12 protein-coding genes are annotated in these 15643 nt (G+C 61.6%); 4 read left to right on the forward strand and 8 right to left on the reverse strand.

Features of this window, described 5'->3' with window-relative positions:
• Positions 1-93: 93 nt before the first annotated feature.
• The 3 genes from ACR3EN_RS01760 to ACR3EN_RS01770 form a co-directional block, all read right to left on the reverse strand.
• Positions 94-966: a 50S ribosomal protein L11 methyltransferase gene (locus tag ACR3EN_RS01760; protein ID WP_480819347.1), complete on the reverse strand. Its 873-nt coding sequence runs from the start codon at positions 964-966 to the stop codon at positions 94-96.
• Positions 967-1032: 66 nt separating this feature from the next.
• On the reverse strand, positions 1033-2265 hold the full coding sequence (locus tag ACR3EN_RS01765; protein WP_480819346.1) for an MFS transporter: 1233 nt from the start codon (positions 2263-2265) through the stop codon (positions 1033-1035).
• Positions 2266-2344: 79 nt separating this feature from the next.
• Positions 2345-4540 carry a primosomal protein N' gene (locus ACR3EN_RS01770; protein WP_480819345.1) on the reverse strand — a complete coding sequence of 732 codons (2196 nt, stop codon included), beginning with the start codon at positions 4538-4540 and terminating at the stop codon, positions 2345-2347.
• A gap of 88 nt (positions 4541-4628) precedes the next feature.
• Between ACR3EN_RS01770 and fsa the strand changes: the two genes are divergently transcribed.
• The 4 genes from fsa (at position 4629) to ACR3EN_RS01790 (ending at position 7861) form a co-directional block, all read left to right on the forward strand.
• On the forward strand, positions 4629-5282 hold the full coding sequence (gene fsa / locus ACR3EN_RS01775) for a fructose-6-phosphate aldolase (protein WP_170520531.1): 654 nt from the start codon (positions 4629-4631) through the stop codon (positions 5280-5282).
• Between the two features lie 194 nt (positions 5283-5476).
• Positions 5477-6184 carry a DUF484 family protein gene (locus tag ACR3EN_RS01780; RefSeq protein ID WP_480819344.1) on the forward strand — a complete coding sequence of 236 codons (708 nt, stop codon included), beginning with the start codon at positions 5477-5479 and terminating at the stop codon, positions 6182-6184.
• On the forward strand, positions 6181-7101 hold the full coding sequence (locus tag ACR3EN_RS01785; RefSeq protein ID WP_480819343.1) for a tyrosine recombinase XerC: 921 nt from the start codon (positions 6181-6183) through the stop codon (positions 7099-7101). Before ACR3EN_RS01780 ends, ACR3EN_RS01785 begins: the two co-directional genes overlap by 4 nt.
• A 64-nt stretch (positions 7102-7165) precedes the next feature.
• Entirely contained in the window at positions 7166-7861 is a 696-nt protein-coding gene (locus ACR3EN_RS01790; RefSeq protein ID WP_480819342.1) for a CDP-alcohol phosphatidyltransferase family protein, read from the forward strand.
• 3 nt (positions 7862-7864) lie between these two features.
• Here ACR3EN_RS01790 and ACR3EN_RS01795 read toward each other — a convergent pair whose 3' ends face one another.
• From ACR3EN_RS01795 to ACR3EN_RS01815, 5 genes are all read right to left on the reverse strand, one after another.
• Positions 7865-8332 (reverse strand): hypothetical protein, encoded by a 468-nt coding sequence (locus ACR3EN_RS01795; protein ID WP_480819341.1) that lies wholly within the window; start codon positions 8330-8332, stop codon positions 7865-7867.
• Between the two features lie 76 nt (positions 8333-8408).
• Positions 8409-8864: a methylated-DNA--[protein]-cysteine S-methyltransferase gene (locus ACR3EN_RS01800; protein WP_480819340.1), complete on the reverse strand. Its 456-nt coding sequence runs from the start codon at positions 8862-8864 to the stop codon at positions 8409-8411.
• A gap of 135 nt (positions 8865-8999) precedes the next feature.
• Positions 9000-11909: an isoleucine--tRNA ligase gene (gene ileS / locus ACR3EN_RS01805; RefSeq protein WP_480819339.1), complete on the reverse strand. Its 2910-nt coding sequence runs from the start codon at positions 11907-11909 to the stop codon at positions 9000-9002.
• A 165-nt stretch (positions 11910-12074) separates the two neighbouring features.
• Complete coding sequence (locus tag ACR3EN_RS01810) at positions 12075-14762, reverse strand: DUF2339 domain-containing protein (RefSeq protein ID WP_480843263.1); 2688 nt, start codon at positions 14760-14762, stop codon at positions 12075-12077.
• 117 nt (positions 14763-14879) lie between these two features.
• Positions 14880-15590: a VIT1/CCC1 transporter family protein gene (locus ACR3EN_RS01815; RefSeq protein ID WP_480819337.1), complete on the reverse strand. Its 711-nt coding sequence runs from the start codon at positions 15588-15590 to the stop codon at positions 14880-14882.
• Positions 15591-15643: the final 53 nt, after the last annotated feature.

Below are 15643 nucleotides of genomic sequence, written 5' to 3' on the forward strand. Positions count from 1 at the left end.
AAAACCGCCCCCCGATTGCATCCAGTGACGTTACGTAGAGAATGTGCCAAAAACGTGGCAAAAAACCACAAAACTCCCGTAAATGGCCTCGATTTAGCCCTGTTTGCTTAAGATTAGCGTCGTCCACTCACCAATCTCGGCCCTACGGACCAGATTGAACCCGCTTTGTAGATAAACCAAGATCACGTCATCGGCCTGCTCATTGAGGATTCCCGACAGGATCGCCTGCCCCCCGGCACGCAGATTCGCCCCGATTTCGGGCGCCAGAGCCACCAGCGGCCCTTTGAGGATGTTGGCAAAGATCAGATCGTATGGCGCATGCGCATTCAGGTCAGGGTGATCGAAACCGGCGGCCTCGATGCAATGGACCTGCCCGGCCATGCCATTTGCTTTCAAGTTGGCCTCGGCGACATCGACGGCGACCTGATCGATATCGCTGGCGATGATATCTCCGTCCCAGACCCGAGCAGCCGCCATCGCCAAAACCGCGGTGCCACAGCCGATATCGGCAACCTTGGAGGCCGAGAAGCCCTGATCCAAAAGATAATCCAGCGCCTTTAGACACCCCAGCGTCGTGCCGTGATGGCCGGTGCCAAAGGCCATAGCGGCCTCGATCAGCAGCGGGATGCGGCCTTGAGGCAGTTTGTCGGCATCGTGGCTGCCGTAGACAAAGAACCGTCCGGCCTCGACCGGTGCGAGTTCACGCCGCACATGGGCAACCCAATCGGTTTCGGGCAGTTCCGAGACCACAAAAGGCTTGGCTTCGAACGCAGCGGCCAGCAGCGCCAGCGCGGCCGCGTCAGGGGCCTCGGTGAAATAGCCGCCTACTTCCCACAGGCCCGAGCCGTCCTCGACCTCGAACACGCCGACACCGGTCGGTTCAGGCTCCAGCCGCTCCATGGCTTCGCCCAGAGCTTCGGCGGCTTTCTTACCGGTCAGAGTGGTCAGCGCTGTGAATGTGGGCATCGCGGCCTCCTGTATCTGCTGACCCTGCGCCTAGGGCCACCGACCGATAAGGTCAAGCGCAGGACGTTATTCCGCAGGGGCCGGGGCGTATTTCGACAGAGTGGTTTCATTCCCCGGTTCTGGATGGCGCGGGATCAGCAGCGACAGCGCCAGCGAAATCAGCGCCATGGCCGCTGCCAGTCCAAAGACCGCACCCGGCGACACCACCCACAACAGGCCCAGCAGCGCAGGCAGGAACACGGCGGCGATATGGTTAATGGTGAAAGCCACAGCAGCCGTCGGCGCAATATCCGCCGGGTCGGCGATCTTCTGGAAATAGGTCTTCAGCGCCAGCGCCAGCGCGAACAGCACATGGTCGATCACATACAGGATCGCCGCCAGCAGCACGCCCCATCCGAACCAGTAGATGCCGCCATAGGCCGCAAAAACGATGGCGAGACCTGCGTATTCGAAGATCAGGGTGCGGCGTTCGCCAAACCGTGCCACCGCTTTGCCCAGAAGCGGGGCCGCCATCATGTTGATCATCAGGTTGATCAGATAGAGGCTGGTCAGCTCGTGTACTTCAAAGCCGAATTTCTCGACCATCATGAACCCCGCGAAGACGACAAATATCTGCCGCCGCGCCCCGGCCATGAACTGCAACGCATAGTACAGCCAGTAGCGTTTGCGCAGGATCAGCTTCTTGGTCTGCGGCGTCGGCGCATCGAATTGCGGATAGGCAAACAGACAGAACAGCGCCAGCAGAGCTGTCACACCGCCTGCGGCCATGAAAACAAAGTTATAGGACAGATCGAACCGGTCCCATGTCAGTACGATCAGCCCATACACCACCGCCGTAGCTGCCGAGCCCATGGCGACCAGCCAGCCCAGCACCTGCGGCGCCCGATCCTTGGGCAGCCATTGCAATTGCAGCGATTGGTTGACCGTTTCGAAGTAGTGGAAGCCGATCGAACTGAACAAGGTGACGAACAGCAACCCACCGAGGCTTGGAAACCACGCCGTGATCGCAGTTGCCACCCCCAGCATCATCAGCGAGATCATCGCCAGAACCTGCTCGCGGATGAAGATGATTACCGCGATGACGCCAACGGCCAGAAAGCCTGGAATTTCGCGCACTGTGTGCAGCAGGCCGATATCTGCCCCGTCGAAGTTCGCCACCTCGATGACGAAATTGTTCAGCAGCGCACTCCAACCGTTGAACGCAATTGGCATCATCAAGGCCATCATGAACAGAAGCGTCATGGGGCGGCGCCAGAACGGAAGGCTCTGCGCCTCGGAAAGCGGCATGGGGTTCAGCATGGGTTTCCTGTACGCCCATTTCGCCGGTTTGGCGAGGGGGGATGGTGGCGCGCACATCCGGTCTGCGCCTGCGCAGAGGTCAGTAGAAACTCTGCGGGTCTATATCGACGGTCAGGCGGATATCGCCCTTCAGCCGCAGCGGGGCAATCCAGCGCGCGATGGCGTCCTGTATCGGCGCGCCCTTGGGAGCTTTGACCAGCAGGCGCACGCGATGGCGCCCCCGGATGCGTGCGATGAGCGCAGGCGCGGGACCAAAGACCTGAGCATCAATCGCCCGCAGCGGCGCATCATTGCGCGCCATGGCGTTGCCGATGTCAAAAACCGGGCCGACCTCAGGCCCCGACAAGACTATGCCCGCCATACGGCCATAAGGCGGCACCACCGCCGCCTGGCGTCCGGCGGCTTCGGCTTTCCAGAACCCTTCCTCATCACCCGACAGAATCGCGCGGATGACCGGGTGTTCCGGCTGAAAAGTCTGCAACAGCGCCTGACCGGGTTTCTCCGCCCGACCTGCGCGCCCCGCAACCTGCCGCATCAATTGGAAGGTCCGCTCTGCCGCCCGCAGGTCAGCCCCATGCAGACTGAGGTCCGCGTCGATCACGCCCACAAGGGTCAGCTTGGGAAAGTTATGCCCCTTGGCCACCAGTTGCGTGCCGATGACGATATCCGCATCGCCCTCGGCAATCTCTTCAATCTTGGCCTTCAGCGCGCGTGCCGAACCAAACAGATCAGAACTCAGCATCGCGATCTTGGCCTCTGGGAAAGTCGCCTCGGCCTCTTCCGCCAGCCGTTCGATCCCCGGCCCGACCGGGGCCAGCTTGCCTTCGACGCCACAGGACGGGCAGGTGTCGGGCATCGGCTTGGTTTCACCGCATTGGTGACACATCAGGCGCTTGAGGAACCGGTGCTCGACCATCCGCGCGTCGCAATGGTCGCAAGCGATCTGTTCCCCACAAGCCCGGCACAGCGTCACCGGAGCATACCCACGGCGGTTGATAAACAGCAGCGACTGTTCCCCGCGTTCAATCCGCTGTCGGACCGCCTGTCGCAGCGACGGAGAAATCCACGTCCCCGGCTGCATTTGCTCGGCCCGCATATCGATGGGCTTCATCTCGGGCAGGACCGCCGCCCCGAACCGAGCCGTCAGATCGAGCCGTTCATACTTCCCGGCCTCGGCATTCGCCCAGCTTTCCAGCGAGGGGGTCGCGCTGGCCAAAATCACCCGCGCCCCGCAGATCGAGGACCGCAGCACCGCCATATCCCGCGCGCTGTAATGCACCCCGTCTTCTTGTTTGTACGAGGTGTCGTGTTCCTCATCCACAACCACCAGCCCCAGATCGCGGAACGGTAGGAATAACGCCGACCGAGCCCCCACAACCAGCTGCGCATCCCCCTGCCCGACCATCCGCCAGACCCGGCGGCGCTCGGTCATGGTTGCACCCGAGTGCCATTCCGCCGGGCGTGCACCGAACCGCGCCTCGACCCGTGTCAGAAATTCTGCGGTCAGCGCAATCTCGGGTAGCAGAACCAGCGCCTGCCGCCCCATGCGCAGGGCTTCGGCCACCGCTTCCAGATAAACCTCGGTCTTGCCCGAGCCCGTCACGCCTTTCAGCAGCGTTGTTCCGTAGTCGCCTGTACGCTGGCCCGCCTGTAGCCGCGTAACGGCAGCCGCCTGATCCTCGGTCAGCGCTTTCCCCGGCAGATCGGGGTCCAGATGCGGATAGGGCAGATCACGCGGGCTGTCTTCCTCGCGAACGGCGCCCTGTTTCACCAAACCCTTGACCACAGACGATGTCACGCCCGCCTGCTCGGCCAGTTCTTTCAACGTAAAGGCCAAGCCGCCATAGTTACGTAAAACCTCCAGCACGCGTGTCCGGGCATCCGTCATCCGGTCCGGTTCAGCGCCGCCCAAACGGTAGATTTTCCGCATCGACGGCGGATCGCCCAACCCCGGCGCGCGGGTCGCCAACCGCAGCATCGCAGGCATTGGCGTCAGGGTATAATCGGCCACTTTCCCCAGAAACAGCCGCATCTCTTCCCGCATCGGCGCGACCTCTAGCACCCGGATCACCGACCGTGCCTTGGCTAGATCAAAGCCCCCCTGCCCCGGCCCCCAGACCACACCCAGAACCTTACGTGGGCCCAGAGGCACCTCGACAAACGCACCCAGAAAACACCCGCCTTCGGGCGCTTTGTAATCCAGCGTCCGGTCCAGAGGCTGCGTGGTCAACACCGCCACCAGCTCTCCTTCGTCGAAAAATCCGTTAGCGCTCACGGTATATCCTTCGCAGGGGGTTCCAGCATGGGTCTTATTGGGGTAAAGCCATCCGCGACCAAGGCCAACCCATCAAAGGACTGCCCTCATGAAATTCTTCGTAGACACAGCCGAGATCGACGCCATCGCCGAACTGAACGATCTGGGCATGGTGGACGGCGTCACCACCAACCCTTCGCTGATCCTGAAATCGGGTCGCGACATTCTGGAAGTCACCAAAGAAATCTGCGATCTGGTCGACGGCCCCGTATCTGCCGAAGTTGTCGCCACCGAGGCCGAAGACATGATCGCCGAAGGCCGCAAGCTGGCGAAGATCGCGCCCAACATCGCCGTGAAGGTGCCGCTGACATGGGCCGGCCTGAAAACCTGCAAGACGCTCAGCGACGAAGGCCAGATGGTCAACGTGACCCTGTGCTTCTCGACCAATCAGGCGATTCTGGCCGCCAAAGCCGGTGCGACCTTCATCTCACCCTTCATCGGACGTCTGGATGACATCAACCTCGACGGCATGGACCTGATCGCCGATATCCGTCAGGTCTATGACAATTACGGGTTCGAGACCGAAATCCTCGCCGCCTCGATCCGCACCGTGAACCATGTGACCGACAGCGCCCGTATCGGTGCAGACGTGATCACCGCTCCCCCTGCCGTGATCAAGAAACTGGCAGACCACCCGCTGACCGACAAAGGCCTGGAAACCTTTCTGGCCGACTGGGCCAAAACCGGTCAGAAAATCCTCTGACATCTGTACTGCCGCGCGGTGCCGTCAGGTACCGCGCCCGGCCCAACGGGCAAAGCTGATCTTTGATCAGCGCCTGACCGGCGGGAGCCCCTGCCACATCACAGGCGAAATTCGCCTTTCACGTGCATTTTTCCCAAGGCAAATCCGGCAAGGCGTGGTATAAGCCCGCAAAACAAAAAACGACCGGACGGGACATGAGCAGCGACCCCAAGCTAAAAGACAACCTTCGTGCGGCGATTCTGGCCGAGCCTGACGCCGTGCTGGATGACAAGGACCTGATGCAGGCCCTCGTGGCCGCCAACGAACAGGCGCGCGGCGACAACGTGATCGACCTGCGCGGCATCGCCATGCAGCGGCTCGAACAACGGCTGGACCGGCTGGAAGACACCCACCGCTCGGTCATCGCAGCAGCCTATGAAAACCTCGCAGGCACCAATCAGGTGCACCGCGCCATCCTGCGCCTGTTGGAACCCACGGTATTCGAGGACTTCCTGCGCGCCCTCGGCAATGACGTGGCCGAAATTCTGCGCGTCGATCACATCACGCTGGTACTGGAAACCACTTTGGTTCAGGACGACCCGGCCGTCAGCCAGTTGGGTGGCGTACTCACCGTGGTCGAGCCCGGCTTTATCGACAACTACCTCAACACCGACCGCAGCGGCTCAACGCGCGAGGTCACGCTACGCGAAATCACCCACCCCAACCCTCAGGTCTATGGTACCCAAGCCGATGACCTGCGGTCCGAGGCCTGCCTCAAGCTGGATCTCGGCGCAGGCCGCCTGCCGGGTATGATCGTCATGGGCGCGCGCGATCCGCGGCACTTTACACCGCAGTTAGGCACCGATCTTCTTGCCTTCTTTGCGGGTGTCTTCGAACGCTCCATGCGCCACTGGCTGTCGTGAGCCTCATTTCTCCAGCCTGTCGCGACGCATTGCAGCACTGGCTGGACAGTTTGCGCGCACTGGCGGGCCGGTCCGAGAACACCCTGAACGCTTATCGCGGCGACGTGACCGAGTTTCTGTCGTTCATGACCCTGCACCACAACGAACGGCAGGGGCTGGCCGCACTGGAACGCATAACCATCTCGGACATGCGGGCCTGGATGGCCGATCAGCGCAATTCCGACGTCGGCGCACGGTCGTTGGCGCGCAAGCTTTCGGCGGTTAAAACCTTCTACCGCTGGCTCGCCGAACGCGAAGGGTTCGAGCCCACCGCCGTCCTGTCCACCCGCGCGCCCAAATTCACCAAGAAACTCCCCCGTCCGCTGGCCGAAGACGCCGCGCGCGCCATGATCGAAACGGTCGAAATGCAATCGTCCTCGGACTGGGTCGCGGCGCGGGATGTGGCGGTGGTGACGCTGCTCTACGGCTGCGGTTTGCGCATCTCCGAGGCGCTCTCGCTCACCGGCAAAGACGCGCCCTTGCCGGACACCCTGCGCATTCTGGGCAAAGGCGGAAAAGAGCGGATCGTCCCCGTTATTCCAGCCGCCCGCGCAGCTGTGGACCGGTATCTGCAGCTCTGCCCCCACCCGCAATCGCCCGAGCGCCCGATGTTCCGTGGTGTACGCGGTGGCGCCCTTAATCCGGGTATGATCCAAAGCGTTATGGCCAAAGCCCGCATGCAACTCGGCCTGCCCGCCACAGCCACTCCCCACGCCCTGCGCCACAGCTTTGCCACGCATCTGCTGTCCGCCGGGGGCGATCTGCGCGCGATTCAGGAGCTGCTGGGGCACGCGTCGCTCTCGACCACCCAGACCTACACCGCCGTGGACACCGCCCGTCTGATGGAGGTCTACAACCGCGCCCACCCCAAGGCCTGAGGCAAAATCCCCACGCCGCGCTTTTTGCTTTGCATCTGCGCCGGGCATCAGTCATGACACGCCCATGACACTCAGATTCAAAGCACTTTCCGTTCATCTCTTCACCGCCACTGGCGCCGTTTTTGCGATGCTGGCCATGCTGGCCGCCGTCGAAGAGAAATGGAGCCTGATGTATCTCTGGCTGGTGGTCTCCTTCATCGTCGACGGGATCGACGGGCCGCTGGCCCGTCACTACCACGTCAAGAAAAACGCGCCCGAGTTTGACGGTGTGCTTCTGGACCTGATCATCGACTACCTGACCTATGTTTTCATCCCGGCATTTGCGCTGTTCAAATCAGGCCTGATGGATGGCTGGACCGGATGGTTCGCGATCATCGTCATCACCTTTGCCAGCGCGATGTATTTTGCCGATACGCGCATGAAGACCAAGGACAACTCTTTTTCGGGCTTTCCCGGCTGCTGGAACATGTTCGTGATCGTGATCTTCGCGCTCGAGCCGAATTTCTGGGTCATCCTGATGCTGGTGACACTGCTGTCACTGGCGATGTTCCTGCCGCTGAAATTCGTACACCCCGTCCGGACCGAGCGCTGGCGCCCCCTCACCCTGCCCATGGCCTTCGCCTGGACCTTCTTTGCAGGCTGGGCCGCATGGGTCGACTTCCACCCCGAAAGCTGGGCCCATTGGGGCCTTGTGGTCACCAGCCTTTACTTGGTCTTCGCAGGCATCGCGCAGCAGGTCATCCCGCCGCGCAAAGCCTGATCTTTACAGAACCTCCTGAACCTCAAACTCGGTGCCATTGTGGGTGAACACATCGCCTTCCTGCAGCCCGGTCATCGCCAGATAGATCGGGCTTTGGGTCGAAATACCCATATAGGTTTTCCCGTCCACCTCGAAGCGGGTCGTTGATACGCAAACCACAAAGCGGCGGTTGTTGAATTTAACCACCGCTCCGGGCTGCACCGTGTCGGTCAGGCCGAAATCGGTGTTCTCAATCACATCGATCTTGGCGTGATGCGCATGCACTGGAGCATCAAAGGCTGCCGCCAGGTCCGCATTTTCCCGCGACGCGGCAATATCGTCCTTGTCATGCCCTTCGCGGTCATCCAACTGGGAGTCCTTCAAAAACGCATCATAATGCGCCTGCGCGGTCGCAAGCTCCTCAGCCTCAAGCGACATCAGGCGATCAACAATGGCTTTCTTGCGTGCGGCGGGGTCTGTCTGACCGGTCATGTAGTCTGGTCCTTCAAATTCTGGTTTTCATATAAGTTGAGGTCGCCCCCCACCGAATGCAACATCTATTTGCAAATCAGATCAACAGGCTTGCCGCCCCTTCGTGGCGCAACAGAGCGACCTTGGTCTCAATCCCCCCATCCCCGGAAAACCCGCCCAGCCCGGTGGCAGACAACACCCGGTGACACGGAACAATAACAGGAATTGGATTCGCTCCACAGGCCTGCCCGACTGGCTGCGCTGGCTGCCCCAACTGTTTGGCTATATCGCCATAGGTCAGTGTCTCACCAAACGGGATGGCGAACATGATATCGCAAACCTGCCGCTGAAACCCTGACCCCGCAATGCGATATGGCAGGTCGAACCGCTGCAGCCGCCCCGCGTCATAGGCCACCAACTGCGCCGCCGCCTCGCGCAACAAAGCCGTCGAGCCTCCCTCATCCCGGCCATTCCAGACCAGACGGGTAATGGCACCGTCATTTTCCTCGACGCCAAGGCGTCCGAACTGCGTATCCACCGCGATCATAGGCATGAACGCACGGTGTCAGATGCATCACAGCCCCTGCAACCCGAATCCTGACGATCCGTCCTTCATCTGGCCAAAAATATCCCGGAGCGCGAGGCAGAGCCTCGCAAAAAGCCCTGCCACACGCGTTCCGATGCCGGATCAGCTCAACGCTTCATCGCAGCGCCCGCACACAGCGTCATGCGCGTGACGCCCAACATCCGGCAGGATTTTCCAGCAACGTTGACATTTTGCCCCTTCGGCTTTCTCGAAAACCACACCGATCCCCTCAATCTCGGGCACACGGAAGGCTTCGGCGGGTGCCGGATCGCCGGTGACCGTCAGACCGGACGTGATGCACAGATCATCCACGTCAAACGTTGCGAGCAGGTCACGGGTTTCCGCATCTTCAACATAAACGATGGGCGCGGCCTCAAGGCTGGAGCCGATGACCTTGTCCTGCCGCTGCACCTCCAGCGCAGCCGTCACGGCACGGCGGACGCGCCGGACCTTGGCCATATTCGTTTCCAGATCGACATTGCGCCAATCGGCAGGTGTTTCCGGGAAATCCACCAGATGGACCGAGCTCTCATCGCCGGGGAAACGCTCCAGCCAGACCTCTTCCATGGTGAAGACCAGCACAGGTGCCAGCCATGTGGTGAGGCGGTGAAACAGGATATCCAGCACAGTGCGCGCCGCGCGACGACGCAGGGTATCACCATCACAATAGAGCGCATCCTTGCGCACATCGAAATAGAACGAAGACAGGTCAACCGTGGCGAAGGTGAAAACCGCACTGAAGACGCCCTGGAAGTCAAATGCGGCATAACCTTTGCGCACTTGTTCATCCAACTCAGCCAGACGGCTGAGGACCCAGCGTTCGAGGCGCGGCATATCCTCGGGGTCCACACGGTCAGCCTCGGTGAAGTCGGCCAGTGAGCCCAGCATGAACCGCATTGTGTTGCGCAGGCGGCGATAGCTGTCAGCGGTGCCTTTCAGGATTTCAGGCCCGATCCGCTGGTCGGCGGTGTAGTCGGTCTGAGCCACCCACAACCGCAGGATATCGGCGCCATATTGCTTGACGACCTCTTCCGGCACGATGGTGTTGCCCAGCGACTTGGACATCTTGTTGCCCTTGGCATCCAGCGTAAAACCGTGAGTTACCACGTTGCGGTAAGGCGCACGGCCCTTGGTGCCGCAAGCCTGCAGCATGGACGAATGGAACCACCCGCGATGCTGGTCGGTGCCCTCCATGTAGACATCGGCGATCCCGTCCTCGGTCCCGTCCTCACGGTCCCGCAGAACAAAAGCGTGCGTCGAGCCGGAGTCGAACCACACATCCAGCACGTCGAACACCTGATCGTAGTCGTCGGGGTTGGCGATGCCATCGAGGATCTTCTCTTTGAACCCATCGGTGTACCAGATATCCGCGCCATCCTTCTCGAACGTCGCCTTGATGCGCGCGTTCAGTTCCTCATTGCGCAGCAGGTAATCCGCGTCGGTCGGCAGAGCGCCTTTCTTGGTGAAACAGGTCAGCGGCACACCCCATGCGCGCTGGCGGGACAGAACCCAGTCCGGGCGCGCCTCGATCATGGAATAAAGGCGGTTGCGGCCGGTCTGCGGCGTCCATTTCACCAGCTCGTCGATCGATCGCAGGGCGCGTTCACGGATGGTGTCTCCCATCTCACCCATTCCGTCGTCCAGCTTGCGATCAACGGACGCAAACCACTGCGGCGTGTTGCGGTAGATGATCGGAGCCTTAGAGCGCCATGAATGCGGATAGCTATGCTTAATCTTGCCCCGCGCCAGCAGCCCGCCGACCTCGGCCAGCTTGTCGATGACCGCCTTGTTTGCGTCGCCCTCGCCACCCTTGCGAGACAGGATGTATGTGCCGCCAAAGAAAGGCAGATCGGCGCGGAACGAGCCATCGTCCATCACGTTATAAGTGATGACCTGTTCCAACATGCCCAGATCACGGTAGAGTTCAAATTCCTCCATCCCGTGCGACGGCGCACAATGAACGAAGCCGGTGCCTTCGGTATCCGTCACAAAGTCAGCGGCGCGGAAATCGCGGATGTCGTCCCATTCGCCGTTGCCACCTTCGGCCCCGGCTAGTGGGTGGGTCAGTTGGATCTTGGCCAGATCCTCCTGTGTGACATCACACAGGCGGCGATACATGGAATCGTCCAGCCGCGCCCGCGCAAACACATCCGCAGCGCGGTCATCGGCCAGCAGGTAACGCTCACCGATCCGCGCCCAGCATTCTTCGGGGCGGCCCGTTACCTCATAGAGGCCATAGGAAATGTCTTCGCCATAAACCACCGCTTTGTTCGACGGCATGGTCCACGGAGTCGTCGTCCAGATCACCACGTAAGCGTTATCCAGCGTCACGTCGCCCGTGTTCACGACCTTGAATTTCACCCAGATGGTGAAGCTTTCCTTGTCGTGATATTCAACCTCGGCCTCGGCCAGAGCCGTCTTCTCAACCGGCGACCACATCACGGGTTTTGAGCCCTGATACAACGTCCCGTTCATCAGGAACTTCATGAACTCGTCGGCAATCACCGCTTCGGCGTGATAGTCCATGGTGATATAGGGATCGGGCCAGTTGCCGGTGATGCCCAAACGCTTGAACTCTTCACGCTGGATGTCGATCCAGCCCTCGGCGAACTTGCGGCATTCCTGACGGAAGTCGACGATATTCACCTCGTCCTTGTTCTTGCCCTTCTTGCGGTATTGTTCTTCGATCTTCCACTCGATGGGCAGGCCGTGGCAGTCCCAGCCGGGCACGTAACGCGCGTCATGGCCCATCATCTGATGCGACCGCACGATCATGTCCTTGATGGTCTTGTTCAGCGCGTGGCCGATATGCAGGTGGCCGTTCGCATACGGGGGGCCGTCATGCAGGGTAAAGGACGTCCGGCCCTCTTTCTCGCGCAGGCGGTCATAGACGCCGATCTTCTCCCAGCGCTCCAGCCATGCAGGTTCGCGCTTGGGCAGGCCTGCGCGCATGGGGAAATCGGTTTTGGGCAGGTTCAGCGTGTCTTTGTAGTCAGGTGTCTCGGCGCACATTTGGGGCGTCCTCAGGATGGTCTTGTCGTCATGTGGATCGAAGCGGTCAGTGCGATATCTCAAGCACCTTTGCCCGGCGTCTCGTGGTATCAGAGCGCCGGGGATATAATTCGAATAATGATGGCCAAACGGTCATGCATGGCCGCGCTTATAAGACGGCCACGCCTAATGGTCCAGAGGTTCCGACCCTTGCGGCAAATGGCGCAGCTTGGCCCAGCGGTTGAGCCACGCCAGACCCGCCAATGCCAGCCCCAAGGCCAACAGCGAGAACACCCGGATCAGCCCGCCCAGACCCGCGATATCGATCAGAAACACCTTGGCCACCGCCAGCCCGATCACAGCCAGCCCCGCCTTGCGCATCAGATCGGACCGACGGGCCAGCGACTGGTAGAACAGTGCGGCCCCGATGACCAAAAGGGTAAGGGTATATGTGTAAAGCTCGGGCTGGGTGACGCCGTTGCCTTCGAACATTCCGCCCGCGCCCTGCCAGACATGCCGGATCGCCAGACCAAGCCAGACAGCGGCCAGTGCTCCGGCGGCTGCATAACTGATCCGCCGCAGCAATATCGGCATCGCACCGATGCGCCAGGCCAAGAACCCGATGGCCAATGCGGGCAGAAGATAAGCCACCGCAAGCGTGTTCACGACCGGCGGACCCAGCACCGGATCGGTGAGCGGGTTGATCAGCGGGTTCGCCTCGGACAGGGCCTGCGCCAGCCGGGCGAGACCGTGTTCCGCGAAGAAGCCTGCCAGCAGGTAGCGCGCATAATTCAGCTTACCGCCGAGCGCGAACCGCTGAACCTGCGCATAGGCCAGCAGCAGCCAGATCACCGCCAACAGGCCGAGACCCCAGTGACTGTCTTTAGCGCCGCCCTCGCCGAACCCTTCGAGCCAGCGCAGCAGCAGCAACGACAGCAGGATACCCACTGTCGCCCACGCAGCACTTTCCAAGAGCAGCGTGGCGATGGGGCGATTCAGCGGTTTCAGAAGCATCCAGCCCACGACAAAGCCTATCACGGCAGCGGCATAGACCAGCACCATTTCGGCCAGCGGCGCTTCATTGGCCCAGTCCAGGCCCGGATCCAGCACGAGCCGGACGGTTACGGTAAACACTCCGGCCCAGATGAACCAGCTCATCGGTGGCAGATCAAAGCGCCGGTCCAGCGTGGCAGCCACGACGATCATCACAGTCAAAGCCACGGTCAGGGCAGCCGAACTGAGCACGATGATGCAGGCAAAGCTGAGACAGGACAGCGCCGACAGCGTCGCCAGCGAGGGCCGCATCCGGTCGTCGCCATCGACCCGCGCAAACCGCTCGGCCAGAACCACCATCATCGCCCCAAGCGCCACAGCATGCAGCGCCCAAGGGTAAGTCCCGATCACCTCTGCCGGATGCCAGCCGACCTCCAGCGCGATGGCCATCAGCGGCGCGAACAGGGCCGAGGCCCCGGCCCAGACCACGCCATAGCGCCCGGCCCCGAAGGAACGCCACGCCGCCAGCACAGAGATCAGCGCGCCCAGCGCCACCAGTACCGTGGCGATCATGGGGAAATCCGCCTCGGCCGTTTCGGCGTAGGTGTCCGCGAAGACGCGTGCCGCAGCGCCATAGTCCAGACCATGCACCAGCACGAACCAGATCAGGCCCAGCGCAGGCATAATCGTCACATCCTGCAGCGCCTGCGCACCCTTCGCCCAGATGATCAGCGCCAGCGTCAGCCCGGCCAGCAGCGCAATGCCCAGCCAGAATTCGCTTGTCGAATCCGCCCAGTGGATCGACAGGATCGCCGAACTGGCCGCCACGGCTGCAAAGGCCAGCTGGGTCGGAAATTCGGGCCACGGGTCGCTTTTCTTCCGGCGGATCATCTGCGTGATCATCGGGCCGGAATGATCGGGCCAGACCCGCCTCGCCGGGATCGCGATGGTGATCAGCGGGAAGGCCGTGATGCAGATCAGGTATCCGGGCTCGGTCAAGGGTGAAGAAAGCACCAGCAGAAACGCCGCGCCGTAAGCTCCGACAAGGGTCAGGACGGAAATCCACGCCCAGCGCCGAACCGTGTCGATGCCCAGCCCTAGTACCGCGATCACGAAGAAATAGCCATAAAGCCACGTCGGATCGTCCGAAGACCCACCCACAACAAACGGCGCGGCGAAGGCTCCGATCAGGCCCACCGCCGCCAAAAGCGGGCCGTGGAACCAGCCCAGAACCAGTCCAACAAGCGCGATGCTAACCATGCCAGCCAGCGCCGCTTCGGGCCCAATCAGGTCATATAGCGTGCGGGCTGCAAGCGTGGCCCCAAACAAAGTCACCAGCCCCGCGCCCGAGAAGACCGAGGGCAAATAGGCCGTGGCCACGTCTTCGTCATCGCCAAAACGGCGGCGCACAATCTCTCCGGCACCTATTAGCGCCGCACCGAATCCCAGCGCCGCAAGTACCCGAGCAGTCGGGGGCAGCAGCCCGTTTTCGACCCCGTACTGAACCAGAAATATCCCCGCCAGAGCCAGCGACAGCGCAGAGACCGCGTAGAACCAGTTTTCGCGCAGCCACGTCGCCAGAGCGGCGAACCGGTCCTCGCGCAGGACGATGGCGGCGGGAGGATCGTCAGGGGCGGCCTGTGGCTCTTCGACCGGGGTTTCGACCTTGGGGCGTGACGCCCACGGCCCCGGCTTCGGCTCTGCGGCAACGGGCTGAACCGGTGCGGTGTCTTCGGCGGCAGCCTCAGGCTGTTGCCCCGCCAGTTGGCGTTCCAGTTGTTCCACGCGTTTGCGCAGGCGCGACTGGGCGACCAGCAAAACAACGATCGAGACGGGAATCGCCAGCACAACGAGGCCAACGAGAGCGAGCAAGGATTCCAACCAAAACCTCCGAACAGTGGTCGCTTGAAAATACGCCTCTCATTCGCAGCTTAACAGTCTGGAAATCCAGACGGATATCATGTGTGGCTTTGATCGACCCGGGTTCGGAGCAGTTCATCACGGGTGAAACAGCGACCCGACCCAATAAGCGATGGCAGCGGCTGCGCCTCCGATCAGCAGGGTTTCTCCCCCCGATCGCCACCACGGCGCAAGAGACCAGCGGCTCTTCATCGCGCCGATGGCGAAAAACACGCCCGCTGTCATCCAGGCGGACAGGGTGAACGCATTCGCCATCGACAGCAGGAACGGCAATAACGGGATCATACCGGCAACCAGAAAGGCAAAAAACGTCGCCAGCGCCGCCTTGAGCGGGTGCGGATCGACGCTGCCCAGCCCGTATTCGCCTTCGATCATCAGGTTGATCCAGTTGTCGTGGTTCGAAGTGATTTCCTCGGTCGCCTCGTCCAGAACGCTGCCTGACAGACCCTTCTGGGCAAGGATTTCGCGCACTTCGTCCCGCTCTCCGTCCGGATACAGGCGGATATGCCTCTCTTCGATGGCGCGGATGCGGTGGATGTTGTCCAGTTCGGCCTTGGTGCCGGAATAGTTCCCAGCAGCCATCGAAAACCCATCTGCCAGCACATTGGCAAGCCCCAGCGCCACGATGACGAAGGGGGACAGACCGGCCCCGGCCACCCCGGCGACGATGGCAAAGGTCGTGACCGAGCCGTCGATACCGCCATAGACCACATCACGCAGAACACCACGCCCTGGCGGGGCATTGATCCGGTCGGATATCTCTTGCTGGCTGTGGCCGTGATCGGTCATGGCTGGCTCCGCCCTGTTTATGCAGGACGCGGCCAGCGCGGGCTTTGCGCCAG

The organism is Ruegeria sp. G7 (genome assembly GCF_056535465.1).

Coding starts and splice junctions, on each gene's coding strand:
- ACR3EN_RS01760 (WP_480819347.1), bottom strand. CDS start 966: ATGCCCACATTCACAGCGCTGACCACTCTGACCGGTAAGAAAGCCGCC.
- ACR3EN_RS01765 (WP_480819346.1), bottom strand. CDS start 2,265: ATGCTGAACCCCATGCCGCTTTCCGAGGCGCAGAGCCTTCCGTTCTGG.
- fsa (WP_170520531.1), top strand. CDS start 4,629: ATGAAATTCTTCGTAGACACAGCCGAGATCGACGCCATCGCCGAACTG.
- ACR3EN_RS01780 (WP_480819344.1), top strand. CDS start 5,477: ATGAGCAGCGACCCCAAGCTAAAAGACAACCTTCGTGCGGCGATTCTG.
- ACR3EN_RS01790 (WP_480819342.1), top strand. CDS start 7,166: ATGACACTCAGATTCAAAGCACTTTCCGTTCATCTCTTCACCGCCACT.
- ACR3EN_RS01795 (WP_480819341.1), bottom strand. CDS start 8,332: ATGACCGGTCAGACAGACCCCGCCGCACGCAAGAAAGCCATTGTTGAT.
- ACR3EN_RS01800 (WP_480819340.1), bottom strand. CDS start 8,864: ATGCCTATGATCGCGGTGGATACGCAGTTCGGACGCCTTGGCGTCGAG.
- ileS (WP_480819339.1), bottom strand. CDS start 11,909: ATGTGCGCCGAGACACCTGACTACAAAGACACGCTGAACCTGCCCAAA.
- ACR3EN_RS01815 (WP_480819337.1), bottom strand. CDS start 15,590: ATGACCGATCACGGCCACAGCCAGCAAGAGATATCCGACCGGATCAAT.